Origin of the sequence: Kribbella sp. CCNWLW201 (assembly GCF_037203805.1) — a bacterium.
GTDB lineage: Bacteria > Actinomycetota > Actinomycetes > Propionibacteriales > Kribbellaceae > Kribbella.
This window is the reverse complement of the sequence record NZ_JBBCBQ010000009.1, coordinates 309,617-334,616: the sequence shown is the minus strand read 5'-3', so window position 1 is coordinate 334,616 and position 25,000 is coordinate 309,617. Positions and strand designations below refer to the sequence as shown.

Sequence of the window (25,000 nt, the reverse complement as noted above, 5' to 3'; positions counted from 1 at the left end):
GACCTTCGTCCGGGCCGGACTGCGGACCGGTGACTGAGGCAGGCACCGCCGCGAGCTCCGCCGCTACCTCCTTGCCCGAACCGGTCCGGCAACGGGTTCTCGCCCTCGCCGCCCAGGCTCTCGGCCAGTTGCCGGCATCCGACATCCCGGCGCCGCTGCGCCGGTTCGCCAGTTTCGCGCCGGCCAAACGGGCCAAGCTCTCGGCGTCCGTCCTCGGGCCGATCCTGGAGACCGACGACCACTTCCGCCGGCTGACGGCTTTCCAGGTACGGCGGGAGCACCCGGAGCTCGGCGATGCGGTCGCGGACGGCGTACCAGTACCGGCCGCGGACCCGGTCGAGGTCGCCGCGCTGGCCTACCTGCTCCGCCCGGACGACTGGGAACAGCGCATCGCCGCGGCCGCCGCACAGGTGCCGCTCGAGGCGCCGCGCGCCTCTGAGGAGGTGGTCAGCAGGCTGTCCGACCAACTCGACCAGGCGCGGACCGAGACCCGGCAGGTCCGCGAACGGCTCCGCGAACAGGTCAACGAGCTCAAGGCCGAGAACGTCACGCTGCGACGCAAACTCAACGAGGCGCGGCAGCGGATCAGCAGTCTGCAGAGTGACCTGGAACAACGCACCACCGAAGCCGAGACGGCCGACGAACGCGTCGACGCCGCCCGCGCCGAAGTGGACCGTGAGCTGCGCAAACTCCGCGCCCGCATCACCGAACTCGAAGCAGTCGAACACGCAGCCCGTCGTACGGCGGGACAGGAACGCGAACTCGCGACGACGCGGACCCGCTTGCTCCTGGACACGTTGCTCGAGGCAGCGAGCGGGCTCCGCCGCGAGCTGGCCCTGCCGCCCGGGGGAGAGCTGCGCCCGGCCGACACCGTGGCCGGGATGGAGCCTTCGGCCGCACCGGTCGGGCGTACGGCGCCGGACGACGATCCGGCGTTGTTCGACGAGTTGCTGTCGTTGCCGCAGGTGCATCTGATCATCGACGGCTACAACGTGACGAAGACCGCATGGCCGAACTCACCGCTGCATTCGCAGCGTCAGCGGCTGGTGACCGCACTCGGGGCGCTGGTCGCACAGCGTCGCATCGAGGTCACCGTGGTCTTCGACGGCGCCGAACTTTCGGGCCCGGTGCAACTGAATCCGCCCCGCGGGGTGCGGGTCCGGTTCAGCCCGGCCGGCGTGATCGCCGATGAGGTGATCCGGCAACTGGTCCGGGCCGAACCGCCCGGCCGCCCGATCGTTGTCGTCTCGACCGATCGCGAAGTTGCCGAAAGCATCATCGCGATGGGTGCCCGCTCACTCTCGGCAACCACGCTCATCTCACGGATCGCCCGCGCCTGAACCCAAAACTGCCGGCACCCCCCACCCAGCCCGGGCATGTCGGCTCGCACAAATTGTCGGCGGGGGTCTCTAGCGTCCTTCTCAGCCGGATGCAAGTCCGGGTGCTTCCCCACTTTGGAGGACGTTGTGCTGATCGACTGCGACGCTTGTGTGATGAGGGGTCCTGGCTGCCAGGACTGCGTGGTCACGGTGGTGCTCGGGTTCTCGGCCGAACGCGCCGGCACGCTCCGGATCGACGACGACGAGAAGGCCGCGCTGGACGCGCTGGCCGAGTCCGGTTTGGTACCGCCGCTACGCCTGGTACACGCTGTAAGCAGCATTCAGCCCGAACCCCCTGACGGGGAAGGCGAAACGGCCGTTGGGTCGGGGTGATCCTTCGTTAATTTTGGATCAAACCCGAGGGGCGAATTGCACTGGTCACGAAACGGTCACTACTGTTACCTCTCGTTGCCTCAGGGTGTCGGCCGATCAGACCGACCGGGCAGCACGAAGCCGATGGGTGACCCGCCAGGTCCCGCAGCGTAAGTTCCGTTGCGGCCGGCGTGGTCAATGGGGACGGCGCGAGCAGAGGAAGGGACCGACCGGGCTGTGTCCACCGGACGCATCAACCGCACCAAGGGAATCGCCCTCGCCGCCATCACCAGCACCGCTGTCGTCGCGGGCGTGATCTTCATCCAGGGAGCGGCGGACGCTGATCCGAAGCCGACCCTGGAGCAGGCGAAGGCGCAGGTCGCCGCGCTGCAGCACAAGGCCGAGACGGCCGGTGAGTCGGCCAACGACCTGCGCGGGCAGATCAGCGCGTCGAGCGCCCGGGTGAAGGCCCTGCAGGCTGCCATCGCCAAGCAGCAGAGCCAGGTGGACGCGGTGAAGCGGCAGATCGGTTCCCTCGCGGTCGCCGGGTACCAGACCTCCGGGATGACGACGACGGCGCAGTTGCTGCTGTCGACGAACCCCGACCAGTTCCTCAGCCAGGCCTCCACCGCCCAGGCCTTCGCCGGCCAGCAGAACTCGGCGCTCCGCCGCTACCAGCAGGCCCAGGGCAAGCTGGGTGACCTGCAGGCCAGCGAGCAGACCGAGTTGTCCGCGCTGCAGGCCGTGCAGGCGCAGCAGGACGCCCTGAAGAAGCAGATCCAGACCAACCTGGACGCCGCCGAGAAGGTGCTCGACAAGCTCAGCGACGCGGAGCGGGCCCGGATCCAGGCGGAGAACGAGAAGGAAGCCGAGGAGGCCCGGGACGAGCGCCCGAGCCGGGACGGCGACCGGATGGACGACCTGCCGGTGCCGGCCAACGGCCGCGCGGGGATCGCCGTACAGGCCGCAATGGCGCAGCTGGGCGACAGCTACGTGTGGGGTGCCACCGGACCGAGCTCCTGGGACTGCTCCGGACTGACGATGTACGCCTGGGGCAAGGCAGGTGTCTCGCTCTCGCACTCGTCGAAGGCGCAGGCCAGCGAGGGCCGCCGGATCAGCAAGAGCCAGCTGATGCCGGGTGACCTGGTCTTCTACTACTCGCCGATCAGCCACGTCGCGATGTACATCGGCAACGGCCGGATCGTGCACGCGAGCCGCCCGGGCAAGCCGGTGAAGACCGACCCGGTCGACCTGATGCCGTACAACACCGCGGTCCGTCCGGGCTGAACCATAGCTTTGTCATACTCATCGGCTCCGGGGTCTCACCCCCGGAGCCGAGTCGTTTCACCACCATCCGAGTGCTCTACTGTCAGAGGAGGCACGTAGTGTCCCGCCTGACTGGGGCAGGTGAGCAGCGAGGGGCCGAGGTGATCGACGAACAGAGCGACACGGTGCCCCTGCCCGCGGTGCCCGCGGTGCCCGCGGCCCCGGAGACCGCCGACCGGGCCGATGACGGGCGCCGGATTTCGCCCACGTTCGCCCCGATCGTGAAGAAGGTCGCGCTCGGCGTCGCCATCTGCCTGGTCGCCGGAGCCGGGTACGCCGGTCTGCGCCAGATCGCGAACGCACCCGCCGATCCAGGCGCTCCGACCACCGCACAGTCCCCGCAGACCTCGGCGACACCGGACGAGGCCGCAGAGGGCGTACGGCGTGCCTCCGTCGGCGGAGCCGTGTTGCAGAAGATGGCCACGGCCGTCGAGGACGAGAGCCGGTCGGCGTTCCTGGCCACCATCGACCCGAAGGCGACCGAGTTCCGCGAGAGCTCCCGGACGATCTTCGCGAACCTCGGCAAACTCCCGCTCGGCAGCTTCCAGCTCCGCTACGTCAGCGACGACACCGCGGCGCTCACCCCGGACCGCCAGGCCGCGCTCGGCGGCAGCGAGTCCTGGCTCGCCCAGGTCGAGGTCTCCTGGCAGCTCACCGGGTACGACGCCAAGCCGGCCCGGGAGACCCTGCCGGTCACCTTCGTCACCCGCGACGGGACGACGTATGCAGCCTCCTTCTCGGAGCGGTTCGTGGCCGGTCAGCGGCGGCCTATCTGGGCGCTCGGCCCGATCGACGTGGCCAAGGGGCACCGCAGCCTGGTGATCAGCCTCGATTCGGAGTCGGACGCGGAGGGCTACGCCTCTGTCACTGATCGTGCGGTCGAGTCGGTCAGCAAGGTGTGGGGCCGGAACTGGCGGCAGAAGGTGGTCATCTACCTGCCCGCCAAGCAGGCCCAGATGGAGTACGTGCTCGGCGCGCAGCCGAACACGTACACCCAGATCGCGGCCGTCACGATGGCCGAGCTGGACACCCCGCAGGCCGGTGCGCCGGTGCGGATCGTGGCGAACCCCAAGCTGTTCGACGAGCTCGGCAAACAGGGCCGCAAGATCGTGCTGACCCACGAGACCACCCATGTCGCGTCGACCGCGACCGCCTCGCCGGTACCGTTGTGGCTGGCCGAGGGGTTCGCGGACTACGTCGCGTTCACCGCCGTACCCGTGCAGGACGAGTCGGCGGCGAAGGAGTTGTTCAAGGCGGTCCGGGCGGGCAGGGTGCCGGCCACGCTGCCGGCGCCGGAGGCGTTCGCCGCGTCGTCGGCGGAGCTGCCCCAGGCCTATGAGTCGGCCTGGCTCGCCTGCCGGCTGATCGCCGAGCGGGAGGGACAGGCCAAGTTGGTGAAGTTCTACCGGGCCGTGCACGCGTCGAAGAGCTCGACCGGGCTGGCCGACGCCTTCAAGTCCGTGCTCGGGATGACCGAGCAGGAGTTCGTCGCCGAGTGGCAGCTGTACCTCAAGAGGCTCGCCGGTGTCTGAGGCGGCCGCACGGTGGACACCACCCGCGGCCGCTCGGTGGACGCCACGCGTTGTCGCCGTTGCCCTCGCCGCCGCACTCACGATCGTCATCGTCGTCACCACACCGTGGCAGCTGATCGACCTGCCCGAGCCTGACGCCACGCTGGACTTCACCGCCGCCGAGATCGCCCGCCAGAACGCGTTCCGGCACGAGTTGTTGCCGTGGTCAACCACCTCGTGGGTGCTGTCCGTGCTGGTCCCGCTGGTGATCGGCTTCAGCCCGCTCGGCCGCCGCCTGTACGACGTGATCCGGATCCGCCGCTGGTACGTCGTCGTACCGCTGCTCGTGGCCGGTCTCGGGCTTCTCACCAGCCTCATCACGGTGCCGACCGATGTGATGGCCGAGCGGGTCGCCCGGAAGTACGGCCTGTCGGTGCAGGACTGGGGGTTGTGGACTCGCGATCGCGCGGTCAACTGGCTGCTGATGACACTCGCGCTCGCGGTGATCGCGGTCGGCCTGATCGGGCTGGCGAAACGCTGGCGCACCTGGTGGTGGTTGCCTGCGGCAATCGCGGGTGCGGTGCTCGTGCTCGGCGTGTCGTTTGCGTACCCGGTGCTGGTCGAGCCGCGGTTCAACGAGTTCACGTCGATGCCGGCCGGGCCGCAGCGCGACGACTTCATGAAGCTGGCCGCGGATGACGGCGTACCGGTCAAGGACGTCCTGGTCGCGGACGCGTCCAAGCGCACAACCGCCTTGAATGCTTATGTTTCCGGCTTCGGCTCGACCCGGCGGCTGGTCGTCTACGACACCCTGCTGAAGGACACGCCACCCGCCCAGGTCCGGCTCGTGGTAGCGCACGAGCTCGGTCACGCCGCGGAGAACGACGTACTGCACGGCACTCTGATCGGTGTGCTCGGCAGCGCCTTCGCGGTGACGGTGCTGAGGTTGTTGCTCGGGGCACGCATGTCCGATCCGCGCCGGACCGCGCTGCTACTGGCCATGATCACCGCCGGTACGACGCTCTCCGCCCCGGTGCAGAACCTGGTCAGCCGCCGGATCGAGGCCAGGGCCGACTACCACTCGCTCCGGCTGACGAACGATCCGCGCGACTTCGTCGCCATGCAGCACGATCTGGCCGTCACGAACATCTCGGGGCTGGACCCGCGCCGGTGGCGGTACTGGATGTTCGCCAGCCACCCGACCTCACCCGAGCGGATCGCGATGGGCCGGGCCTGGGCGGCCGAGCACGGCACGTCCGTGCCACCGTTGGTCCAGCGATGACCGTTCTCGTCGTCACCAACGACTTCCCGCCTCGCCAGGGTGGGATCGAGACGTTCGTCCGGTCCCTGTGTGACGAGCTTCCCGAGGTCGTCGTCTACACGTCACATTCGCCGGGCGACACGTCGTACGACGCACAGCTGCCGTTCCCGATCGTGCGAGACCGTACGACGATGCTGCTGCCGACGCCCCGGATCACGAAGTACGCCGTACGGCTGATGCGGGAGCACACCGCGGATCGGGTGCTGTTCGGGGCGGCCGCGCCACTCGGCCTGATGGGGCCGGCGCTGCGACGGGCTGGGGCGCGGCGGATCGTCGCGATGACGCACGGGCACGAGACGTGGTGGGCGGGTGTGCCCGGCGCACGCCAGGCGCTGCGGCGGATCGGCGACGCGGCCGACACCGTGACGACGGTGTCGTCGTGGTGTGCGGAGCAGATCGCGCCGGCGCTGTCCCCGGCCGCGGTACGACGCATGCGGCGCCTGACTCCCGGGGTCGACACGGACCGGTTCTTCCCGGACTCCGGGGGAGACCAGGTGCGTAAGGGACTTGGGCTCGAAGGCGTGCCGGTGGTCGCCTGCGTATCGAGGCTGATCCCACGGAAGGGGCAGGACACACTGATCCGCGCCTGGCCCCGGGTGCTGGCCGCCGTACCGTCCGCCATGCTGCTCCTGGTCGGCGGCGGACCTGATCGCGAGCGGCTCGAAGGACTGGCCTCGGCGATGGGCGTGCAGTCGTCGGTGGTGTTCACCGGGCCGGTGCCGTGGGCCGACATCCCGCCGTACGTCGATGCCGCGGACGTCTTCGCGATGCCGTGCCGGACCCGGCGGTTCGGGCTGGAGCCAGAGGCGCTCGGGATCGTCACGCTCGAGGCGTCCGCCACCGGGAAGCCGGTCGTGATCGGGGACTCCGGCGGAGCCGCGGACACGGTCAGGCACGGCGAGACCGGGTACCTGGTCGACCCGTACAACCCGCCCGCTGTCGCCGCCCGGCTCGTTGCTCTGCTCACCCATCCGGCCAAGGCGAAGGCGATGGGTGCGGCGGGCCGGGACTGGGTCCGCGAGAGCTGGTCGTGGTCGGGGAGTGGCGCCGTACTACGGGAATTGCTCGACATGTGATCGGGAACGGGCTGGACAACAGACCCGGCGATGCGTGTACTCTGGCCGACATGCAGCGGATGTCCCGACTTATTGCAGCCGTACGAGCTTACTGCTCCCCGGCTGCCGCTGCCTGACTTCTCAAACTCCACCGGCGACCGGAAACGGTTCGCCGGTTTTGTTGTTTCTGCAGCCCGGTGGTCTGGTTCCGGTCAATGAACCAAAGGACCAGAACCATGAACCTCAGCAGGACTTTCATCGACTTCTTCCTCGACCGCGGCCACGTTCCGACCACCGGGTCCACGCTCATTCCACGACTCGGTGATCCGGTGCTCTTCACGACCTCGGGGATGCATCCACTCACGCCGTACCTGGAAGGGGAACCTCATCCCCTGGGACGCAGACTCGTGGGCATCCAGCGATGCCTGCGAACCACCGACCTCGACGAGGTGGGGGACCCGACCCACCTGACCGTGTTCGAGATGCTCGGCTCGTGGTCGCTCGGCGACTACGGCAGCAGCCAGACCCTGCGCTGGGGCTTCGAGCTGCTGCGGGACGGCTTCGGCATCGATCCCGGGCACCTGTACGTGACCGTGTTCGGCGGCGACGGCCAGGTCCCGATGGACCAGGAGTCGCTGCGGACCTGGCAGGAGCTCGGGCTGCCGATCGAGCTGACCACCGAGGACAACTGGTGGTCGAACGGCCCGACCGGTCCGTGCGGTCCCGACTCGGAGATCTTCGTCTGGACCGGCGAGGGTGACCCGGAGGGTACGCCGAGCACGGACAAGCGCTGGGTCGAGGTGTGGAACCACGTGATGATGCGCTACCGCCGCCACGACGACGGATCGCTCGAACCCCTGCAGCAGCAGAACATCGACACCGGCCTCGGCCTCGAGCGGCTGACCATGCTGCTCGAGGGCAAGGGCTCCGTCTACGAGACGTCGCTGTTCGAGCCCTGGATGCGGATCATTCCGGGCCTGTGGCGCCTCGACGAGGAATCCCAGCGGATCGTCATCGACCACCTGCGGTCCAGCATCGTGATCGTCGGCGACGGCGTGCACCCGTCGAACACCGGCCGCGGGTACGTGCTGCGCCGGCTGATCCGCCGGGTGCTCACCATCCTGTGGCGCGACGACGAGTCACGCACGCTGTCCGACCTGCCGATGGAGCTGTTCGAGCACACGCTGAACCACTTCCACCAGGGCGAGGTGGTCACGCTGGTCCGCCGGATCCTGATCGACGAGGAGATCCGGTTCAGCAACCTGCTCGACCGCGGCCGCAAGGTCCTCAGCCACGAGCGCTTCCACAAGTCCCTCGACGACACCGACTACGACTACCTCCACGAGACGCATGGGTTGCCGCGGGAGTTGGTGGATTCGCTGCGGTGAGGTGCCGTGCCGAAGGACGGGTAGTAGCAGCCGGAAGCGGCCTCGGCTCGGCTGACGTGAGCGTGTCAGCCGCGCGAGCGGCGGACGACTACCCGTCCTTCCGTACGCGCTACACGCCGGCCGGGTCCAGGGTGCGCGGAGTGTCCGAGTCGGGGATCTCCGGTGGGGCGACCTTGCCGACCGATGACTGGGCGACGAAGGCGCCGGCCAGGACGATCACGCCGCCGATGATCTGGTTGGTGCGCAGCGTCTCGTTCAGCAGGATCCAGGCGAAGATGCTCGCGGCAACGACCTCGACGTACGCGACCGCACCACCCACGGCGGCCGACAGCCGCTGCACCGCGGCGGCGCCGGCGAGGTAGGCGACGACCGTGCTGACGACGATCAGCCAGCCGGCCAGCACCCAGCCGGGCGCGGAGCGGTCGCCGATCGCGATCGTGTCGACCAGCGCGTGCCACGGGATACCCCACGGCGTGGAGATCACGGTCAGCGCCACCGCGCCGACCACGCTGCCGGCCGCGGTCATCACCAACGGATCCGCGGCGCCGGTCAGCTTGTCGATCAGGATGAAGTACGTCGCCTGGCACGCGGCCGCACCGAGTCCGGCGATCAGGCCGACCACGTCGAGTTTCAGCCCGGACCAGATCTCCACCACCGTCGCGAGGCCGACCAGCGCGATCCCGACACCGACCGCGGCGGTCCGAGGTACGGCGATCTTCTGGCCGAACTTCAGCCACGCGACCACCAGCACCGGCCCGGTGAACTCGAGCATCAGCGCGACCCCGACCGGCAGCCGGCTGGCGGCGATGAAGAACAGCGTCTGGCAGCCGGCGATCCCGGTCAGCCCGTACATGACGAGCGCCTTCCACGACGACCGAGCGGAACGCAGGCCGGCCACTCCGCGGAAGATCAGCACGAGCGGGATGAGCAGCGCCGCGGCGCCCAGGATCCGCAGCCAGGCGGCCTGCTCAGGGGTGAAACCGGCCCCGATCAGCGCCTTCGCGAACGGCCCCGAACCACCGAAAGTCACCGCCGAGAACACGGCGAAACCTAGCCCCACCGACTTCGTGCTGTACATGGGCATAACACTCTCATGCTCATTACATGGCTGTCGAGTGCCGTCTCAGAGCACGTTCACCGCGCGGGCCGCGATCACCGCGACGGTGAGCAGCGAGACGGCCGACTGGATCCCCATCAGCGTCTTCACCCGGGCGGTCAGCGGCATCGTGTCGGTCGGGCTGAACGCGGTCGCCGCGGTGAACGAGACGAACAGATAGTCGGTGAAACCGGGGAGCCACCGCTCCCAGCCCGGCAGGTCGACCGTCATCTGCGGGAACAGCAGGTCGGCCCGCTCGGCCTCACGCTCGTGTTCCGGCGCCCGGGCGAACGGCCCGCCCCGGTCCACCTCCCAGTACCAGACCGCGAACGCGACCACGTTGGTCACCCAGATGAGCAACGCCGCCTTCACCAGCACCATGCCGTTGTTGGCGTCGCCGGAGCCCAGGTAGAAGACCAGGCCGGCCAGATAGAACGCGTTGACGAGCACGAGTACGGCGAGCAGTACCAACTCGACCCACCGCAGCCAAGGCTCGTCCCGGTGCAGATGGAACGGATTGGCCCACACCAGCGGCACCAGCAGCGCCGCACCGAGCGCCGGCATGATCCACCGCGGCAGCGCGGCAACCTCCGTCGGCACGATCAGTTGCAACACCAATGCCGCGACCACTGCCAGCGAAGCCGGCCACCGCCGAATGTGACGCACATTGTTCACTGAAGCATTCTGACCCGCCGCAGTCCTCAACCGACGGAGGCGTCGACCACTGCCTGTCCTACCCCGGTACGGCGGTAGTGCACTTGATGGCCCGTACGTCGTCTGGTCGCCAACCCGGCACCGTGAAGCGCGGACAGATGCTCGGCAACCGTTGCCAGAGCCAATCCGTACTGCGCGGCGAGTGCACTGGTCGTTGCCGGCGGGTCGAGTGCGACCAGCAGAGTTGCGCGGGTGCGGCCGAGCAGACGGGCCAATGGGTCCGGGGGAGCGGGGGCATCGGACCACAGCCGGGCCGCACCGCGTGCTGGGTAGACGACCGTTGGCTGGTACGTCGGGTCGACGACCATCACCAGGTACGGCCAGGCGAAGACACCGGGGACGAGCAGGAGTCCTTGGCCGGTGAGTTCGCGGCCGGGTTCGCGGTACCGGGTGGCGATCAGGCGGTCGTCCTCCCAGGTCAGCGTCGGGTGCAGGTCGTCGAACAAGGCCGCCAGGCCGCCGTCGGTGAGTTGCTGTCCGCGGTAGGCGATGTCGTCCTCGAGGACTCGGCTGATGAGTGGCCAGTCGGGCTGGATCAGGGTGGTCCAGGCGCTCTCGATCTCGTCGGCCAGCCGTTCCCTGGTGCCGGGGAGGTCCTCGAGCATCCGGTTGATCTCGGCCGCGCCGGGGTTGTTGAGCTCGTCGCGGGAGCGGATCAGTTCGGTCCGTACGCGGTCCAAGGGCGTGCTGCGGACCCGGGCGATCTCGGTGGCGAACTTGGCGCGTGACGCTTTCGGCGGTGGGGTCAGGAAGTCGGGGGTGAAGCCGACGCGGGGCTGGACCGCGTTCAGTCCGCGCAGGTCGAGCTTGGCCGCGACGTCAGCCTTCGCGGTGATCCAGGGCGTGTACAACGGCCGGTGCTTGGAGCCGTTCAGCACCCGCACCGCCGACATCGTCTCCCACAACGGCGAGGCCCCGAACCGGCACCGCAACGCATCCCCCTGCGTGAACCGCAGTACCGTCATCGCCCAGAACTTTCGGCCACACCCAAAACTCTACTCCGAGCCCACCCGCCCCAGACACCCTCAACCCGTGACCACAATCCGCCAACCATCCCGAACTCGTCGGACCGGCTACCGCGCTGTGCTTGGGGTTGCTGGGATGCGGAACATCTTTCTCGCCCACACCGTCTCCATGGTCGGGACCATCGCGGCTCAGGTGGCGCTGTCCATCCTCGTGTTCGAGCGGACCGGCTCCCCGCTTCTCTCCGCGCTCGTCCTGGTGTGTTCGTTCGTGCCCTACGCACTCGGCGGGATCGTCCTGTCCTCCATCGCCGACCGTTTCCCCGCACGCCGGGTCCTGGTGGTGTGCGACCTGCTCAGCGCCCTCTGCATCGGCCTCATGCTGATCCCGGACCTCCCCGTCGGCGCTCTCCTGGGACTTCTCCTGCTGACCGGCATCATCGCGCCGATCTTCGCCGGCGCCCGGGCCGCCAGCCTGGCCCACCTGCTCCCCGCCGACCTCTTCCCGATCGGCCGATCGTTGCTCCGGGCAATCAGCCAGCTGACCGTGCTGACCGGCTTCGCCCTCGGCGCGATCGCGGTCGCCGCGATCGGCCCCACCTGGCTCCTGGCGCTCGACGTCGCGACCTTCGCCGCGTCCGCACTCCTCATCGGCGCCGGAACGCCGTACACCCCGCCCGGTCAGCGCCATCGCAACACAGTCAGCGACTCGTTAACCGGTCTCCGCTACCTCTTCACCACCAAGCGGCTCCGCACGCTCATCCTGCTGACCTGGATCGCGCCCGCCTTCTCCTCGGTACCCGACGGTCTAGCCGTCGCCTACACCGCCCAAGCCGGCACAGCAGCCGCATCCGCCGGCGCTCTGTTCACCGGCTACGCCGCTGGCACAGTACTCGGCGAGCTCGTCGTCGCGCGGTTCACCCCTACCACGCGGCGACGGGTCGTCGTCCCACTCCTGATCGCCAGCCAGATCCCCGCAATCGCCTTCCTGGCAACGCCTTCCATCGCACTGGCCGCCGTCCTGCTCGCGATCTCCGGTGCCGGGTACGCCTTCAACCAGGCGATCGACCCGATGATCCTCGCCACCGTCGACCCGTCGTACCGAGGCCGCCTCTTCACCGTTCAGACCAGCGGCCTGATGGCGATCCAGGGCCTCAGCATCGCCCTCGCCGGCCTGGTCGGCACCTTCCTGAAACCGAACCTCACCATCGCCTTCGCCGGCATCCTCGGTACGACGATCACCCTCCTGCTCGCCCGTCAGGCACTCACCAAGGAACCACCTCGTCCAGCGCTCCAGGCCCCCTGAACACCCCACTCGGCCCGTCGGCCGGAAGGGTGGCGAGCTGAACCGGCACCGCCGCGCCGTCCGCGGTCGTCCGGTCCCCGCGGGGCACCGAGGCCGCCGTGTTCAGATCGGTCGGAACCAGACCCGGGTTCGCGCAGTTCACCTTGATGCCGTCCGCCCGCAATGCCCGCGCGTAGATGAGCGTCAACGCATTGAGCGCCGCCTTGGACGAGCTGTACGCGAGCAGCCCTTGCGCGGCCATCCGACCGTCCGGCTCCGACAGCAACTCCAAGGAGCCCAAGCCGCTCGACAGGTTGACGATCCGCGCGTTCGGCGATTGCCGCAGCAACGGCACGAACGCCCGCGTCACCGTCACCACCCCGAACACGTTCACCTCATACGCTTCACGCACCTGCGCCGCAGTGATGTCCGGTACGTCGCCGCCCCACTCCGACACGATCCCCGCGTTGTTCACCAGTACGTCGAGCCGACCCGAATCGGCCTCGACCTGCTTGGCGGCCGACTCGACCGAATCCACATCGGTCACATCAAGCTGCACGAACCGAACGTCGAGTCCTTCGCCGGTCAGCTCGTCCGCCGCGACCGAGCCGAGAGCCGGGTTCCGCGCGGCCAGATAGACCGTGAATCCGCGGGTGCCGAGTTGCCGAACGATCTCGCGGCCGATGCCTTTGTTCCCGCCCGTGACCAGGGCGACTTCGTTGTTGTTCATGGCACCCAGTCCAGCCGGGCCGAGCGCCGTACAGAAAGATCGATTGGGTGGTCCGCCATACCCTGGAGGTATGCCGGAACCCGAGATCCGCGAGCTGCGGTACTTCCGCGCGGTCGCTGAGGACCTGAACATCACCCGGGCCGCCGAACGCCTCGGCATCGCCCAGCCGCCGCTGTCCCGTGCGATGCGCCAGCTCGAACACCGTCTCGGCGTGCCCCTCTTCGACCGATCTGGCCCGCGCCTCACGCTGACCGAGGCCGGCGAGACGCTGCTCAAGGAGTCGACACCGGTCTTCGACGCGCTGGATTCCGCCGTACGACGGACGCAGCGGGCGGGCCTGCCGACGAAGGAGCTGGTGGTCACGGCGAAGCCTGGTGTCGCGACTGCGCTGCTGCACCGGATCGTGGAACAGCTTCGGGACAGCGCCGACTTCCCGGACATCGAGATCGTCGTCAGCGGATTCGGTGAACAGGCCGACATGGTCCGCGACGGCCGAGCGGACGTGGCGCTGGTCAGCCGGCCGTTCGACGATCATGGCCTGGAGTCCGAGCTGCTGTGGACCGAACCGCGGGTGGCCGCCCTCCCGGCAAGTCACGAACTGGCGAGCAAGGACGTTCTCAGCCCTGAAGACTTGGCCGGTATCCCTGCGCCCCGGTGGAGCGGCTCGAACGACGAAGACCTCAACTACTGGTCCGCGCACCCGGATCGCCCAGTGGACGGCCCGATCATCCAGGACACCTCGCAACTGCTGGAGGTGGTCGCCTTCGGTCAGGCGGTCGCGCTGGTGCCCACTTCACTTGCCCGCAGCAACCAGCGGCCTGATGTCGTCTATCGGCCGGTTCGCGACGTCGCGCCATACCAGATGATGTTCGTCTGGCCGGCCGGTAGTCGCTCGCCGTGGATTGCCCGCTTCCTCGAGACTGCGGTCAAGCACTCGAGCGAACGACCAGCGGAGCCGTGACGAGGCGGCCGGGTTGATCCGGGTCGCCGTTGATCTCGCGTAGCGCCCGCTCGACGAGGGCGGACGCGATGTCCGGGAGTGGGATCCGTGCCGTCGTCAGTGGGGTGTCGAGCAGGCCGGCGAACGGGAAGTCGTTGAACCCGGTGACCGCGACGTCCTGGCCGACCTTCACCCCGTGTCGCTGCAGCGCGCGCATCGCGACCACGGCGTAGGCGTCGTTGTCCGCGACGAACACGTCCGGCCGATCACGGCGACTGAGCGCTTCCTCGACGTACGCCGAAACCTGGTCGAGCGAGCCGAACGACTCCACTGCCACCGGCGACGCGAACTCCCGCCGGAACCCGTCCTGTCGCTGCTGGACCCAGGGGAGTGCGCCGGCCGTCGCGAGGTAGGCGGCCTTCGTCCGGCCGGTCGCGGCCAGATGACGCGCGATGCCGGCCATCGACGTCTCGTTGTCGACGTCGACCCAGCATTGGCGATGCTGCGGCCCGGTCCGCCCGAAGGCGACGAACGGGAACGGCCGCCGGCTCAGGAACTCGATCCGCTCGTCCTGCGGCATCGTCTCCAGGACGACGATCGCGTCCACCTGCCGGCCCGCGATCAGCTTCTCGTACTGCGCGATCTCGGTGGCATCCTCGGTCGGCGTGGTGACGTGGACGCCGTACCCGGAGACCGCCGCCGACTTCACCAGACCGCCGAGCAATCCGTGCAGGAACCCGCCCAGGCCCGGGTTCTCCTCGTCGAAGTACAGCGGCAGGCCGATCACCTGGCTCCGCCCAGACGACAACGCCCGCGCCGCGTGGTTCGGGGTGTAGCCGAGTTGCTTGATCGCGGCGCGCACGGTCCGCACGGTCGGATCGCTCACCCGGTGCGGTGCGTTCAGCACGTTCGACACCGTCATCGCCGACACTCCGGCCAGCCGGGCAACGTCCGCGACCGTCGTTCGCCGCTCCATCATTTCCGCTCGATCCGGGCCACGCCGGCCACGGGTACGTCGATCGGCCACAGTTCCGGCGGTGTCGTCGTACTCCGGTCGACCTCGACGCCCGAGCAGTCCGACACGACGAGGTCGACCGGTCCCGGGCCGGCGCCCTCGACCAGGATGCGTGCTTCGCTGCCGCCGTTCACCAGCACCACGGACCGGTCGGACTCACTCAAACGCACGACAGGGTTGGCGAAAACGGCAACCAAGGTCTCCGACACGCCGACGGCCCGCACCTGCGTGTAGCGCGCATCCGGACGCGAAGGAGTCAGTACGCCGCGCAGCAGCACGTCGGCGTGGTCCCGCAGGAATCCGAGCCAGAACCGTACGACGCGCTGCTGCTCGACCGGCAGCGCATCGAGCTCGACCGACACCTGCGGCGTACTGAACATCGCCCCGATGAACTGCTGCGCGACCGTCTCCGGTGCCGCGGCCGGATGCCACATCAGCATGTCCGAGTGGACCGCGCGAACACCGGCCAGCAGGCGACTGTCGATCGTGCGCACCCGGTTCTCCACCGGATCCATCGCACAGTCGGCGGCTCGCAGGAACGTGCCGAACTGCCACAGCCGTGGGTTCACGTAGTCCTGCCGGAACTCGATCAGCAGGTCGGGCCGCAACTTGCGGAGCTCGGCCGTGATCGCCTGGAGGGTCAGCTCGACACCCTCGTCGACCGACGAACAGTCACCGTCGGGCGCGGGCGGGGGAGACGAGTGGCCCCAGGAGTCGAGGAAGTCGAGCTTCAGCCCGTCAACACCCCAGTCCCGCACCGGCCGGACGCAGCTTTCGACGATGTGATCGCGCACCTCCGGGTACCGCGGATCCAGCACCGAGGCGCGGAGTCCGTCGACGTAGCGGAGGGTCCGGTCCTTCAACCGGTCCCACGCCTTGGAGTGCTTGCCGATCAATGGCGGCGCAATCCACAGCACGTAATTCAGTCCGAGTTCGTGCACCCGCCGTACATGCCCGGCCATGTCGGGGAACTTGCGGCTCGTCGGCTCCCAGTCACCGCAATAGGCGTAGCCACGCGCGGTGTCATCGGTCTGCCAGCCATCGTCGACAATCACCGCCTGGCAGCCGTACGACGCTCCCGCGCGAGCGTGCCGTTCGACGGAGTCGGCGGAGACGTGTTGATGGTCGCTGTACCAGGTCGAGTACATCGCCTTGTGAGCAAGCTCGGGCACCGGCGCGATCCGATCGCCCAGCTCGGCCGTCCAGTCGTCGGTCACGCCCTTGAGCGTGTCGGCGAAGTGATGGTCGCGGAGGTCGATCCGGAGGGTGAAGCGGCGGACGCCGTCGGTCGGCTCGATGTCGTCGACGGCGAGCTGGATCAACTGCTCGGCGCCTTCCTCGTGCACGCCGATCGCGAAGTCGCATCCACGGACCGTGGCGGACAGCGAGACGGTCAGCAGGCTTTGGTCCTGAGCGTCCACGAGACTCGCGACCGGCGCCGAACGGACCGACCGGATGTCGCGATGCGAACCGAAGTCGGTCGGCAACTGCCGACGCGACCCCTGCGTCGCCCGCCACAACGTCACCGCAGACTCAGCCGGCCAGCTCCACCGCACCCGCACGATGTCATCGTCGGCCACCACGTCGTACCGCAGTAAGGCTGGTTCGGCGGTCGGCATTTCGGTGATCGATTGGGCACCGGAGATCGACCCGGTCCGGGGCGTGCGGCCATCGGGGGAGCGGATCTCGAAAGACGTCACGCCTGTGAACTATAGCGGTAAAAACTCAACGCAAGAAAGCATTCGGGAGTATTCTTTTTAGCGCTAATATCAGGTGGCTCGACGGTAGGCGGGGAGGGCTTCGGCGAGGGTTGGGTAGTGGTCGGGGGCGATCGTCCGGATCAGGTCCGCGAGCCATTTCGCGGCGCCGGAGGTGCGTAGCCAGCCGCCGTGCTCGAGGGCCAGTTCGTGTGCGTTCGTGAGTACGGCGAGGCCGGGCGGCTCCATTGCGGTGACGCGCCGCAGATCCACCACCAGCTTGGGCAGCTTGGTCGTGATCACGTGCCTGAGCTCGGTCTCGAACGCCGGTGCGGTGACGCCATCCACCTGCCCGGCCACCCGGACCACCGCACACCCACCAACCGCACTCCACCCACAAACAAACGGTCCGTTGACCTCCGACGGCCGACGAACCGACGCGACCACGCGCGGCACCGGGACGGGATTCTCCACTGACCTCTCCTCACCATCAGACGGCGACCAGAGCCAGCCTACGATCGCCCTTCAACCGTCTCGGTACCCGCGGCCAATCCCCGGTTACTTCCCGTGATGATGCTGGAAGACTGGGCGCGTGCAACCCACCTACCTGAAGGTCCGCTGGATCCACGACTTCCCCGACGAGCCGGTCGAGCTCTACAGCGAGCTGGATCCGGACAGGTACGAGGTGCGCAAGGTCGAGGTCTTCCGCGACGGCCGCCGCGTCCGCGCGGACGAGAGCACGACGACCGGCGGGACCCTGCTGGGCGTGGTTCCCGCGCCGACGCTCGAGGAGATCGCCGAGGACGGGGAGTTCGAGCCTTCGGCGATCTCGCGGGTGGAGTTCGAGGAGGCTTGGCAGTCCGCTGCCGGTTGAGCTACTTGGCGTAGAGGGCTTCGACGTCCTCGGCGTGGTTCTTCATCACGATGTGGCGGCGGAGGGAGAGTTTGAGGGAGAGTTCGTCGGTCTCCTGGGTCCAGTCGTTCGGGAGGATGGCGAACTTCTTGATCGCCTCCGCCTTGGAGACGGTGCCGTTGGCCTCGTCGACGGCCTTCTGGATCTCGGCGATCAGGTCGGCGTCGTTCACCAGGGACGGTACGTCGGTGGGCTTGTCGTGCGCGGTGGCCCAGGGAACGATCGTCTCGGGGTCGATGGTGACGAGGGCGGCGATGAACGGCTTGCCGTCGCCGACGACCATGCACTGGCTGACCAGCGGGTGCAGCCGGATCCGGTCCTCCAGCACGGCCGGCGCCACGTTCTTACCGCCGGCGGTGACCAGGATCTCCTTCTTCCGCCCGGTGATCTTGATGAACCCGTCGACGTCGAACTCGCCCAGGTCGCCGGTGTGGAACCAGCCGTCGGCGTCGATCGCGGCCGCGGTCGCGTCGTCGTTCTTCCAGTAGCCCTGCATCACCTGGCCGCCCTTGAACAGCAGCTCACCGTCCTCCGCGACACCGACCGTCACACCAGGAAGCGGCCGGCCCACGGTGCCGATGCGGATGTCGTCGGGCAGGTTCACAGCCACCGCGGCGGTGGTCTCGGTCAGGCCGTACCCCTCCAGCACCGGTACGCCGATACCGCGGAAGAAATGGCCGAGCCGGTCACCGAGTGGTGCGCCGCCGGAGACGGCGTACTGGACCTGGCCGCCGAGGACCGCGCGCAGCTTGCCGAACACCAGCCGGTCGAACAGCGCGTGCTTGGCCTTCAGCCCGAACGACGCGCCACCCTTGTCCTGCGCCTGCGAGTACGCGATCGCGGTCTCCGCGGCGGCGTCGAAGATCTTCCCCTTGCCGTCCGCATGGGCCTTCTGGCTGGCCGAGTTGAACACCTTCTCGAACACCCGCGGCACGCTCAGGATGAAGGTCGGCTTGAACGAGCCCAGGTCGTCGACCAGGTTCTTCATGTCCGCGGTGTGACCGACCTTGACCCGCATCATCACGCAGCCGACCTGGATGATCCGGGCGAACACGTGGGCCAGCGGCAGGAACAGCAGCGTGCTGGCGCCGTTGACGTCGAACAGGTCGTCCAGCACCTTCACCGCCGGGGTGAGCTCGTCCAGGAAGTTGGAGTGGCTGATCCGGCAGCCCTTCGGGCGTCCCGTCGTACCGGAGGTGTAGATCAGTGTCGCCAGGTCGTTCGGCGCGACCGCCGTACGGCGCTTGTCGAACTCGGCGTCGGTGATCTGCTGGCCGAGCACGGTCAGCTCCTCGATCGCGCCGGCCTCGATCTGCCAGATCTCCTGCAGTGCCGGCGCGTCGGCGCGGGCGGACTCCACAACCGCTCCGTGCGCCGCGCTCTCGACGACGGCGGCGACCGCTTCGGAGTCGGTCAGGATCCACTGGATCTGGGACGCGGACGAGGTCTCGAAGATCGGGACGGTGACCGCGCCGATGCTCCAGATCGCGTAGTCGACCAGGGTCCACTCGTACCGGGTCGGGCTGAGCAGGGCGACCCGGTCGCCGTGCTTCACGCCCGCCGCGATCAGGCCCTTCGCCACTGCGGTGACGTCGCGCGCGAACTCTGCCGCGGTCACGTCCAGCCAGCCGCCCTCGGCTCTGCGGCTGAAGACGGCGGTGTCAGGATGAGAGGACGCGTTGGCCCAGACGGGGTCGCTCAGGCTCCCGGTGGCTGGCTCGGTCACAGCAGGAACGGTGTACTCACGCATCCGCGTCGTCTCCTCAGTCGGTCACGAATTGTCGACTCCGGCGCACGCTACAGTCACCTACCCAGAAGTAGCCAGGTTCATGTGACCCAAGGAACAGGTGCCCAGTAGCAATGCCCGCGCTCGACATCAGTTGCGACGACTTGGTCGTTGCTGATCCAGCCTACGTCGCCGAGCGGCTCGGTTCGGACACCCTGTGGCGCAAGTGGTGGCCGGACCTGACGCTGACTCCGTCCGAGCGACGCGGCCTCGAGGGCGTCCGCTGGGCTGTCACCGGTGCGGCGACCGGTACGGCGGAATGGTGGCTGGAGCGGGTCCGCGACGGGGTCGTGGTGCATTGGTACCTGCGGGTCGACCCGGCGAAACCGGTCGGCGGCCGGGCGCTGGCCAGACTGCGGGAGAGGTACGTCGCGCAGTACCGGGACCGGCTGTGGCGGTTCAAGGACGAGGTCGAGGCGGGCCGCGCCGCGGGCGAGCGCCGTACCGGATCCGAACCCGCGATAGTCTCCGGGGAGGGAACCGACCCGCAGCAGTCCACGCACGTCCCGTCCCGGCAGCAAAGAGGTGAATCGATGGCGGAACAGACCACCTCGACCATCGTGGTGAACGCGACACCGAAAGACATCATGACGGTGATCGCGGACTTCGCGGCGTACCCGGAATGGGCCGACTCGATGCGGGAGACCGAGGTGCTGTCCACCGACGAGGCGGGCCGGCCGAAGCAGGTCCGGTTCAAGGTCGACGCCGGCGCCATCTCGGACGAGTACACGCTGGACTACACCTGGTCCCGCAACGAGGTGACCTGGACGCTGGTGCGGGCCAAGATGGTGAAGGGGATGGACGGCGCCTATGTGTTGCGCGACCTGGGCGCGGAGGGGACCGAGGTGACGTACCGGCTGGCCGTGGACGTGGCGATCCCGATGATCGGGATGCTCAAGCGCAAAGCGGAGAAGGTCATCATCGAAACGGCCCTGAAGGGGCTCAAGAAGCGCGTCGAGTCCCTCAGCCAGTGACCCGGGTTCTGCTCTACACAGGTAAGGGCGGCGTAGGCAAGACGACCTCCGCCGCGGGCACCGCCACGCTCGCCGCGCTGCGCGGTCTGCGCACGCTGGTGCTGTCGACGGACGCCGCGCACTCGCTGTCGGACGCGTTCGACTCCGAGGTCGGCGGTGAGCCGACCGAGATCGACGACCTGCTGTTCGTCCAGCAGATCGACGCGCAGCGCCGGTTCGAGCGGTCCTGGGGTGACATCCAGGCGTACCTGCGGTCGGTGCTGAGCATGGTCGGGGTCGACCCGATCGAGGCCGAGGAGCTGACCGTGCTGCCGGGCGCCGAGGAGGTGCTCGCGCTGCTCGAGGTGCGTGACCACGTCCGATCCGGGCGCTGGGACGTGATCGTGGTGGACTGCGCGCCGACCGCGGAGACGCTGCGCCTGCTCGCGCTGCCCGAGGCGCTGAACTGGTACATGGACCGCATCTTCAACGCCGAGCGCAAGGTGATGCGGACCTTCCGGCCCTTCCTCAGCCGTACGTCGGGCATCCCGATGCCCGACGACACAGTCTTCGACGCGCTGCGCCGGCTGCAAAGCGATCTCTCCGACATCCGCACGTTGCTGGCCGGTCCGGACGCGTCGGTGCGGCTGGTGCTGACGCCGGAGGCCGTGGTCGTGGCCGAGGCGCGACGTTCGCTGACCCGGCTCTCGCTGTACGGCTACCGCGTGGACGGTGTGGTGGCGAACCGGGTGTTCCCGGCCGCCGGTGCCGACACGTGGCGGCGTCAGTGGGTCGCCGCGCAGCGCGGGATCCTCGAAGAGGTTGCCGACTCGTTCCGTCCGCTGCCGATCTGGGAATCGCCGTACCGGGTCTGCGAACCGGTGGGCGTCGAGGAGCTGGCCGCTTTCGCGGTCGAGATGTACGGCGGTGACGACCCGTTCGCCCGGGCGACGGACGAGACCTCGCTGTGGGTGGACCGGCACATCGACACCGACGGGCGCACGTACACGCTGACCATGCCGTTGCCGTTGGCATCCGCGAGTGAGCTGGAGCTGGCGCGGCACGGGGACGAGCTGATCATCACGGTCGGTTCGTACCGGCGAGTGCTGCCACTGCCGGCCGCACTGGCGCGTGGAGTCGTCGCGGGTGCGCGGCTGGACGACGGGCGGCTGCAGGTGCGGTTCGCGCCGCGGGAGGCGGCTCGCCCGATCCCGTCCGACCTGCCGAGTGGGACAGGGCCGTTGGAGTCGGCGCAGGAGCTGGCACAGGGCCTGACGGCCGAGTACCACGCCCAACGCCTCGAACGCGAAGCCGCGATCGGAGAGGGCCGTTGAGCAAGGAGTCCATCGGTTCCGTCGCCGAGGAGGCCGCCAAGCTGTTCGCCGTACTCCAGAATGCGGCTGACAGCGGGGGTACGGCGCACGCCGAGCACGAACCCGCTGATCAGGAACACGAGCACAAAGCTGGACCCGAATGCCAGTGGTGTCCGGTCTGCCAGCTGATCAACAAGGTGCGGAACACCAGCCCGGAGACGATCGAGCAGCTGTCGACGGCTGCGGCGCACGTGCTCGGGTCGGTCAGGTCGTTGCTGGAGGCAGCCGCCGAGGCTGCCCGGCAGTCGCGGGAGGACGCAGCGTCGCGTTCGGATCAGCAGCAGGAGGAGCCGAGCCGGTCCCGGGTGGACCGGATCGACGTGAGTGAGGACCCCGAACCATGGGACTGACCATCGGCATCGATGTCGGCGGAACCAAGATCGCGGCCGGCCTCGTCGGCCTGGATGGCGCGATCGGCGCCCGGACGCATCGCGACACCCCGGCTGCCTCGGTCGACGAGACCGCGGCGGCGATCTGTGACGCGGCAGCCGAACTGATCGCCGGGCACGACGTGGAAGCGGTCGGCATCGGTGCCGCCGGGTTCGTCTCGTCGGACCGGTCGACGGTGCTGTTCGCGCCGAACCTGGCCTGGCGGGACGAGCCGCTCGGCGCCCGGGTCGCGGAGACGCTGAAGATCCCGGTCGTGGTCGAGAACGACGCGAACGCGGCCGCCTGGGGCGAGTTCGCCTTCGGCGCGGCCAAGGATGTCGAGCACATGGTCTGCATCACGGTCGGCACCGGGATCGGCGGCGGGGTCGTGATCGACGGCGAGCTGCTGCGCGGTGAGCATGGTGTCGCGGCCGAGCTCGGGCATATGCGCGTCGTACCGGGCGGGCATCGGTGTGGTTGCGGCGCGCGCGGTTGCTGGGAGCAGTACGCGTCCGGCAGCGCGCTGGTGCGTGAGGGTCGGGCGCTGGCCGAGTCGGGTTCGCTGGCGGCGGCGCAGATGCTGAGCGTGTGCGGGATCTCGGATCCGGCCGAGCTGACCGGCCCGATGATCACCAAGGCCGCGGCCGGGGGCGACCCGTGCGCGGTCGAGCTGCTGGACGACCTCGGCCGCTGGCTGGGCGAGGGCCTGGCGAGCATCGTGACGCTGTTCGACCCGAGCCTGGTCGTCATCGGCGGCGGGGTGAGCGCGGCCAAGGAGCTGCTGCTGAAGTCGGCCCAGGTCGCGTTCGAGAGGAACCTCCCGGCCAAGGCCAACCGGCCGCACCCCAGCTTCGGCCTGGCCGAGCTGGGCAACGACGCCGGCATCATCGGTGCCGCCGACCTGGCCCGCCGCCCGGTCTCAGTGACCGGATGACGACGTACCGGCTGGTGGATACTGGAGGTAGCTCGGCGGGGGTCGGGGGTACGACCAGGAGGCTCGTGCGGTGGCTCTGACACAGGCTTTGACGATCGGGATCGACATCGGCGGCACCAAGGTCGCCGCCGGAGTGGTCGACCCGGAGGGCAACATCCTGGATCGGTTGCGCCGGGACACTCCGACGAAGGACCCGAAGGAGACCGAGGACGCGATCGAGGAGATCGTCCGCGACCTGGAGTCCCGGCACGACGTGATCGCGGTCGGTATCGGCGCGGCCGGATTCGTCGACGGGACGCGGTCGTCGGTCCTGTTCGCCCCGCACCTCGCCTGGCGGCACGAGCCGCTGCGGGACGCGGTCGAGCGCCGGCTCGGGCTGCCGGTGGTGGTCGAGAACGACGCGAACGCGGCCGCGTGGTCGGAGTGGCGGTTCGGCGGCGGTCAGGGTGAGAGCCACTTGGTCTGCGTGACCCTCGGGACGGGGATCGGTGGTGCGATCCTGAACGACGGGTCCCTGCAGCGCGGGAAGTTCGGCATCGCGGGTGAGTTCGGGCACATGCAGGTCGTGCCGGGCGGGCATCGGTGCGAGTGCGGCAACCGCGGCTGCTGGGAGCAGTACGCGTCGGGCAACGCGCTGACCCGGGAGGCGCGGGAGCTGGCGCTCTCGGGTTCGCCGGTGGCGCACAACCTGCTGCGGGCGGCCGAGGGCGATCCGCGGAAGATCAACGGGCCGATGGTGACCGAGCTGGCCAAGGACGGCGACCCGGTCGCGGTCGAGTTGCTGGAGGATGTCGGGCGCTGGCTCGGGATCGGTCTCGCCAACCTCGCCGCGGCGTTGGACCCGGGCACGTTCGTGATCGGTGGCGGGGTGTCGGACGCGGGTGAGCTGTTGCTGGCGCCGGCGCGGGAGGCGTTCAAGCGGACGCTGACCGGGCGCGGGTTCCGGCCGGAGGCGCGGATCGTGCGGGCTGTGCTCGGTCCGGAGGCCGGCATGGTCGGTGCTGCGGACCTGGCCCGCGAGGAGGCGACCTGGCTGCGCCGGGTCCGCGTCAAGACCACGGCCGTCACAGCGAAGACCGCGGCGGCACGCAGCCGCTCGACCCGACTCGACCGAGCCGCTCGCAAGTCGGCCGGCCGTCGTACCGGAATGCGCGCAGCAGCGCCCGACGCAGACCTCCACCACGCCGACCTGAACGGCGACACCGAGGCATGAGTCTCGGGCCTGACCCGGGTACGGCGGGGGAGCCCGGGCCGGCTGTGTTGCGGGTGCTGTCCTACAACGTGCATCGGTGGGGTGACGACCGGGCGGCGCTGGCTCGGGTGGTGAAGGCTTGTGCGCCGGACGTGATGCTCGTGCAGGAGGCGCCCACCTGGTGGGGTACCCGGCGGAAGCGCCGGGCGATGGCGGACAGCTTCGGCATGCGCTACGTCACCGCTTCGGCCCGCAACGCGATTCTGGTTGCCGATGGCACCGAACTGGCCGAACCGCTGCACTGGCGAGTCTGGCGCCCGTTCATCCGCCGTCGGCTCCGGCTGATCGCGACTCAACTCCCCGGCGGTGCGGTCGGCGGCCGGCTCACCCTCGGCTCCACGAAGCTGGCCCTGGTCGTCTGTCATCTCGGCCTCCACCTGCGCGGCCGGCAACACGAGCTCGAACAGGTCCTCCGCGGCTGCCGTTCGTTCGGTACGCCGTACCTCCTGGCCGGCGACCTCAACGAAGAACCCGACGGCCCGGTCTGGAAACGCCTCGCCGAAGAAGGCCTCACCGATCTCGGTGCCGACGCCGGCCCCACCTTCAGCTCCACCAACCCCCACAAACGCATCGACGGCGCCCACCTGACGCCACCTCTCACCGGCCGAATCCTCCCCACCCCAGCCACCCCAGACGACCTGGCCGCAGCCTCCGACCACCTCCCAATGCTGATCGAGCTCACGACCTGA

At 69.0% G+C, this 25,000-nt stretch carries 24 protein-coding genes; 16 read left to right on the top strand and 8 right to left on the bottom strand.

Going from position 1 to position 25,000, the window contains the following annotated elements:
• Positions 1-29: 29 nt before the first annotated feature.
• From V9K99_RS32210 to V9K99_RS32180, 7 genes are all read left to right on the top strand, one after another.
• Entirely contained in the window at positions 30-1,340 is a 1,311-nt protein-coding gene (locus tag V9K99_RS32210) for an NYN domain-containing protein (RefSeq protein ID WP_337005762.1), read from the top strand.
• A 153-nt stretch (positions 1,341-1,493) separates the two neighbouring features.
• The gene (locus tag V9K99_RS32205) at positions 1,494-1,712 is read left to right on the top strand and encodes a hypothetical protein (RefSeq protein WP_337005764.1); all 219 of its coding nucleotides are present in this window, start codon (positions 1,494-1,496) and stop codon (positions 1,710-1,712) included.
• A gap of 216 nt (positions 1,713-1,928) precedes the next feature.
• Positions 1,929-2,978 carry a C40 family peptidase gene (locus V9K99_RS32200; protein WP_337005766.1) on the top strand — a complete coding sequence of 350 codons (1,050 nt, stop codon included), beginning with the start codon at positions 1,929-1,931 and terminating at the stop codon, positions 2,976-2,978.
• 98 nt (positions 2,979-3,076) lie between these two features.
• Positions 3,077-4,549, top strand: coding sequence for a hypothetical protein (locus V9K99_RS32195; RefSeq protein ID WP_337005767.1), 1,473 nt, complete (start codon positions 3,077-3,079; stop codon positions 4,547-4,549).
• The gene (locus V9K99_RS32190; RefSeq protein WP_337005769.1) at positions 4,542-5,810 is read left to right on the top strand and encodes a M48 family metallopeptidase; all 1,269 of its coding nucleotides are present in this window, start codon (positions 4,542-4,544) and stop codon (positions 5,808-5,810) included. The genes V9K99_RS32195 and V9K99_RS32190 overlap by 8 nt, the downstream gene beginning before the upstream one ends.
• Positions 5,807-6,925, top strand: coding sequence for a glycosyltransferase family 4 protein (locus V9K99_RS32185; RefSeq protein WP_337005771.1), 1,119 nt, complete (start codon positions 5,807-5,809; stop codon positions 6,923-6,925). The genes V9K99_RS32190 and V9K99_RS32185 overlap by 4 nt, the downstream gene beginning before the upstream one ends.
• A gap of 215 nt (positions 6,926-7,140) precedes the next feature.
• Positions 7,141-8,292 (top strand): alanine--tRNA ligase-related protein, encoded by a 1,152-nt coding sequence (locus V9K99_RS32180; RefSeq protein WP_337005774.1) that lies wholly within the window; start codon positions 7,141-7,143, stop codon positions 8,290-8,292.
• A 109-nt stretch (positions 8,293-8,401) separates the two neighbouring features.
• Here the strand turns inward: V9K99_RS32180 and V9K99_RS32175 are convergent, their stop codons facing one another.
• From V9K99_RS32175 to V9K99_RS32165, 3 genes are read right to left on the bottom strand one after another with little or no spacing between them, the layout of a single operon-like run.
• Positions 8,402-9,370 carry an EamA family transporter gene (locus V9K99_RS32175; protein WP_337005775.1) on the bottom strand — a complete coding sequence of 323 codons (969 nt, stop codon included), beginning with the start codon at positions 9,368-9,370 and terminating at the stop codon, positions 8,402-8,404.
• 45 nt (positions 9,371-9,415) lie between these two features.
• Positions 9,416-10,063 (bottom strand): hypothetical protein, encoded by a 648-nt coding sequence (locus V9K99_RS32170; RefSeq protein WP_337005778.1) that lies wholly within the window; start codon positions 10,061-10,063, stop codon positions 9,416-9,418.
• Positions 10,064-10,089: 26 nt separating this feature from the next.
• Positions 10,090-11,067: an ArsR/SmtB family transcription factor gene (locus tag V9K99_RS32165; RefSeq protein ID WP_337005780.1), complete on the bottom strand. Its 978-nt coding sequence runs from the start codon at positions 11,065-11,067 to the stop codon at positions 10,090-10,092.
• Positions 11,068-11,203: 136 nt separating this feature from the next.
• On the opposite strand from V9K99_RS32165, the gene V9K99_RS32160 reads away from it, so the two are divergent.
• Positions 11,204-12,370: an MFS transporter gene (locus V9K99_RS32160; RefSeq protein ID WP_337005782.1), complete on the top strand. Its 1,167-nt coding sequence runs from the start codon at positions 11,204-11,206 to the stop codon at positions 12,368-12,370.
• On the opposite strand, the gene V9K99_RS32155 is transcribed toward V9K99_RS32160, so the two are convergent.
• Positions 12,330-13,079: an SDR family oxidoreductase gene (locus V9K99_RS32155; protein ID WP_337005783.1), complete on the bottom strand. Its 750-nt coding sequence runs from the start codon at positions 13,077-13,079 to the stop codon at positions 12,330-12,332. The two genes, V9K99_RS32160 and V9K99_RS32155, sit on opposite strands and share 41 nt — an antisense overlap.
• Before the next feature lie 70 nt (positions 13,080-13,149).
• Between V9K99_RS32155 and V9K99_RS32150 the strand changes: the two genes are divergently transcribed.
• A complete protein-coding gene (locus tag V9K99_RS32150; protein ID WP_337005784.1) occupies positions 13,150-14,040 on the top strand; it encodes a LysR family transcriptional regulator in 891 nt (296 codons plus the stop codon).
• On the opposite strand, the gene V9K99_RS32145 is transcribed toward V9K99_RS32150, so the two are convergent.
• From V9K99_RS32145 to V9K99_RS32135, 3 genes are all read right to left on the bottom strand, one after another.
• The gene (locus tag V9K99_RS32145; RefSeq protein WP_337005786.1) at positions 14,006-14,998 is read right to left on the bottom strand and encodes a LacI family DNA-binding transcriptional regulator; all 993 of its coding nucleotides are present in this window, start codon (positions 14,996-14,998) and stop codon (positions 14,006-14,008) included. The two genes, V9K99_RS32150 and V9K99_RS32145, sit on opposite strands and share 35 nt — an antisense overlap.
• On the bottom strand, positions 14,995-16,734 hold the full coding sequence (locus V9K99_RS32140; RefSeq protein WP_337005788.1) for a glycoside hydrolase family 36 protein: 1,740 nt from the start codon (positions 16,732-16,734) through the stop codon (positions 14,995-14,997). Before V9K99_RS32140 ends, V9K99_RS32145 begins: the two co-directional genes overlap by 4 nt.
• A 69-nt stretch (positions 16,735-16,803) precedes the next feature.
• The gene (locus V9K99_RS32135; RefSeq protein ID WP_337005790.1) at positions 16,804-17,205 is read right to left on the bottom strand and encodes an STAS domain-containing protein; all 402 of its coding nucleotides are present in this window, start codon (positions 17,203-17,205) and stop codon (positions 16,804-16,806) included.
• A gap of 118 nt (positions 17,206-17,323) precedes the next feature.
• Between V9K99_RS32135 and V9K99_RS32130 the strand changes: the two genes are divergently transcribed.
• Complete coding sequence (locus V9K99_RS32130) at positions 17,324-17,605, top strand: DUF6881 domain-containing protein (RefSeq protein ID WP_337005792.1); 282 nt, start codon at positions 17,324-17,326, stop codon at positions 17,603-17,605.
• A gap of 1 nt (position 17,606) precedes the next feature.
• Here the strand turns inward: V9K99_RS32130 and V9K99_RS32125 are convergent, their stop codons facing one another.
• A complete protein-coding gene (locus tag V9K99_RS32125) occupies positions 17,607-19,394 on the bottom strand; it encodes an AMP-dependent synthetase/ligase (RefSeq protein ID WP_337005794.1) in 1,788 nt (595 codons plus the stop codon).
• A gap of 110 nt (positions 19,395-19,504) precedes the next feature.
• Here V9K99_RS32125 and V9K99_RS32120 point away from each other — a divergent pair, with 110 nt between their 5' ends.
• From V9K99_RS32120 to V9K99_RS32095, 6 genes are all read left to right on the top strand, one after another.
• The gene (locus V9K99_RS32120) at positions 19,505-20,404 is read left to right on the top strand and encodes an SRPBCC family protein (protein WP_337005796.1); all 900 of its coding nucleotides are present in this window, start codon (positions 19,505-19,507) and stop codon (positions 20,402-20,404) included.
• Complete coding sequence (locus V9K99_RS32115; protein WP_337005798.1) at positions 20,401-21,717, top strand: ArsA family ATPase; 1,317 nt, start codon at positions 20,401-20,403, stop codon at positions 21,715-21,717. The genes V9K99_RS32120 and V9K99_RS32115 overlap by 4 nt, the downstream gene beginning before the upstream one ends.
• Positions 21,714-22,106: a hypothetical protein gene (locus tag V9K99_RS32110; RefSeq protein WP_337005800.1), complete on the top strand. Its 393-nt coding sequence runs from the start codon at positions 21,714-21,716 to the stop codon at positions 22,104-22,106. Before V9K99_RS32115 ends, V9K99_RS32110 begins: the two co-directional genes overlap by 4 nt.
• Complete coding sequence (locus tag V9K99_RS32105) at positions 22,097-23,059, top strand: ROK family glucokinase (protein ID WP_337005802.1); 963 nt, start codon at positions 22,097-22,099, stop codon at positions 23,057-23,059. The genes V9K99_RS32110 and V9K99_RS32105 overlap by 10 nt, the downstream gene beginning before the upstream one ends.
• 70 nt (positions 23,060-23,129) lie before the next feature.
• Positions 23,130-24,272, top strand: a complete 1,143-nt coding sequence (locus V9K99_RS32100) for an ROK family glucokinase (RefSeq protein WP_337005804.1) — start codon at positions 23,130-23,132, stop codon at positions 24,270-24,272.
• Positions 24,269-25,000: an endonuclease/exonuclease/phosphatase family protein gene (locus V9K99_RS32095; protein ID WP_337005806.1), complete on the top strand. Its 732-nt coding sequence runs from the start codon at positions 24,269-24,271 to the stop codon at positions 24,998-25,000. Before V9K99_RS32100 ends, V9K99_RS32095 begins: the two co-directional genes overlap by 4 nt.

Excerpts from the sequence above, each read along its gene's own strand:
- V9K99_RS32165 (WP_337005780.1), bottom strand. The coding sequence starts at position 11,067 with ATGACGGTACTGCGGTTCACGCAGGGGGATGCGTTGCGGTGCCGGTTC.
- V9K99_RS32105 (WP_337005802.1), top strand. The coding sequence starts at position 22,097 with ATGGGACTGACCATCGGCATCGATGTCGGCGGAACCAAGATCGCGGCC.
- V9K99_RS32120 (WP_337005796.1), top strand. The coding sequence starts at position 19,505 with ATGCCCGCGCTCGACATCAGTTGCGACGACTTGGTCGTTGCTGATCCA.
- V9K99_RS32150 (WP_337005784.1), top strand. The coding sequence starts at position 13,150 with ATGCCGGAACCCGAGATCCGCGAGCTGCGGTACTTCCGCGCGGTCGCT.
- V9K99_RS32180 (WP_337005774.1), top strand. The coding sequence starts at position 7,141 with ATGAACCTCAGCAGGACTTTCATCGACTTCTTCCTCGACCGCGGCCAC.
- V9K99_RS32175 (WP_337005775.1), bottom strand. The coding sequence starts at position 9,370 with ATGTACAGCACGAAGTCGGTGGGGCTAGGTTTCGCCGTGTTCTCGGCG.
- V9K99_RS32185 (WP_337005771.1), top strand. The coding sequence starts at position 5,807 with ATGACCGTTCTCGTCGTCACCAACGACTTCCCGCCTCGCCAGGGTGGG.
- V9K99_RS32160 (WP_337005782.1), top strand. The coding sequence starts at position 11,204 with ATGCGGAACATCTTTCTCGCCCACACCGTCTCCATGGTCGGGACCATC.
- V9K99_RS32205 (WP_337005764.1), top strand. The coding sequence starts at position 1,494 with ATGAGGGGTCCTGGCTGCCAGGACTGCGTGGTCACGGTGGTGCTCGGG.
- V9K99_RS32145 (WP_337005786.1), bottom strand. The coding sequence starts at position 14,998 with ATGATGGAGCGGCGAACGACGGTCGCGGACGTTGCCCGGCTGGCCGGA.
- V9K99_RS32095 (WP_337005806.1), top strand. The coding sequence starts at position 24,269 with ATGAGTCTCGGGCCTGACCCGGGTACGGCGGGGGAGCCCGGGCCGGCT.
- V9K99_RS32155 (WP_337005783.1), bottom strand. The coding sequence starts at position 13,079 with ATGAACAACAACGAAGTCGCCCTGGTCACGGGCGGGAACAAAGGCATC.
- V9K99_RS32125 (WP_337005794.1), bottom strand. The coding sequence starts at position 19,394 with ATGCGTGAGTACACCGTTCCTGCTGTGACCGAGCCAGCCACCGGGAGC.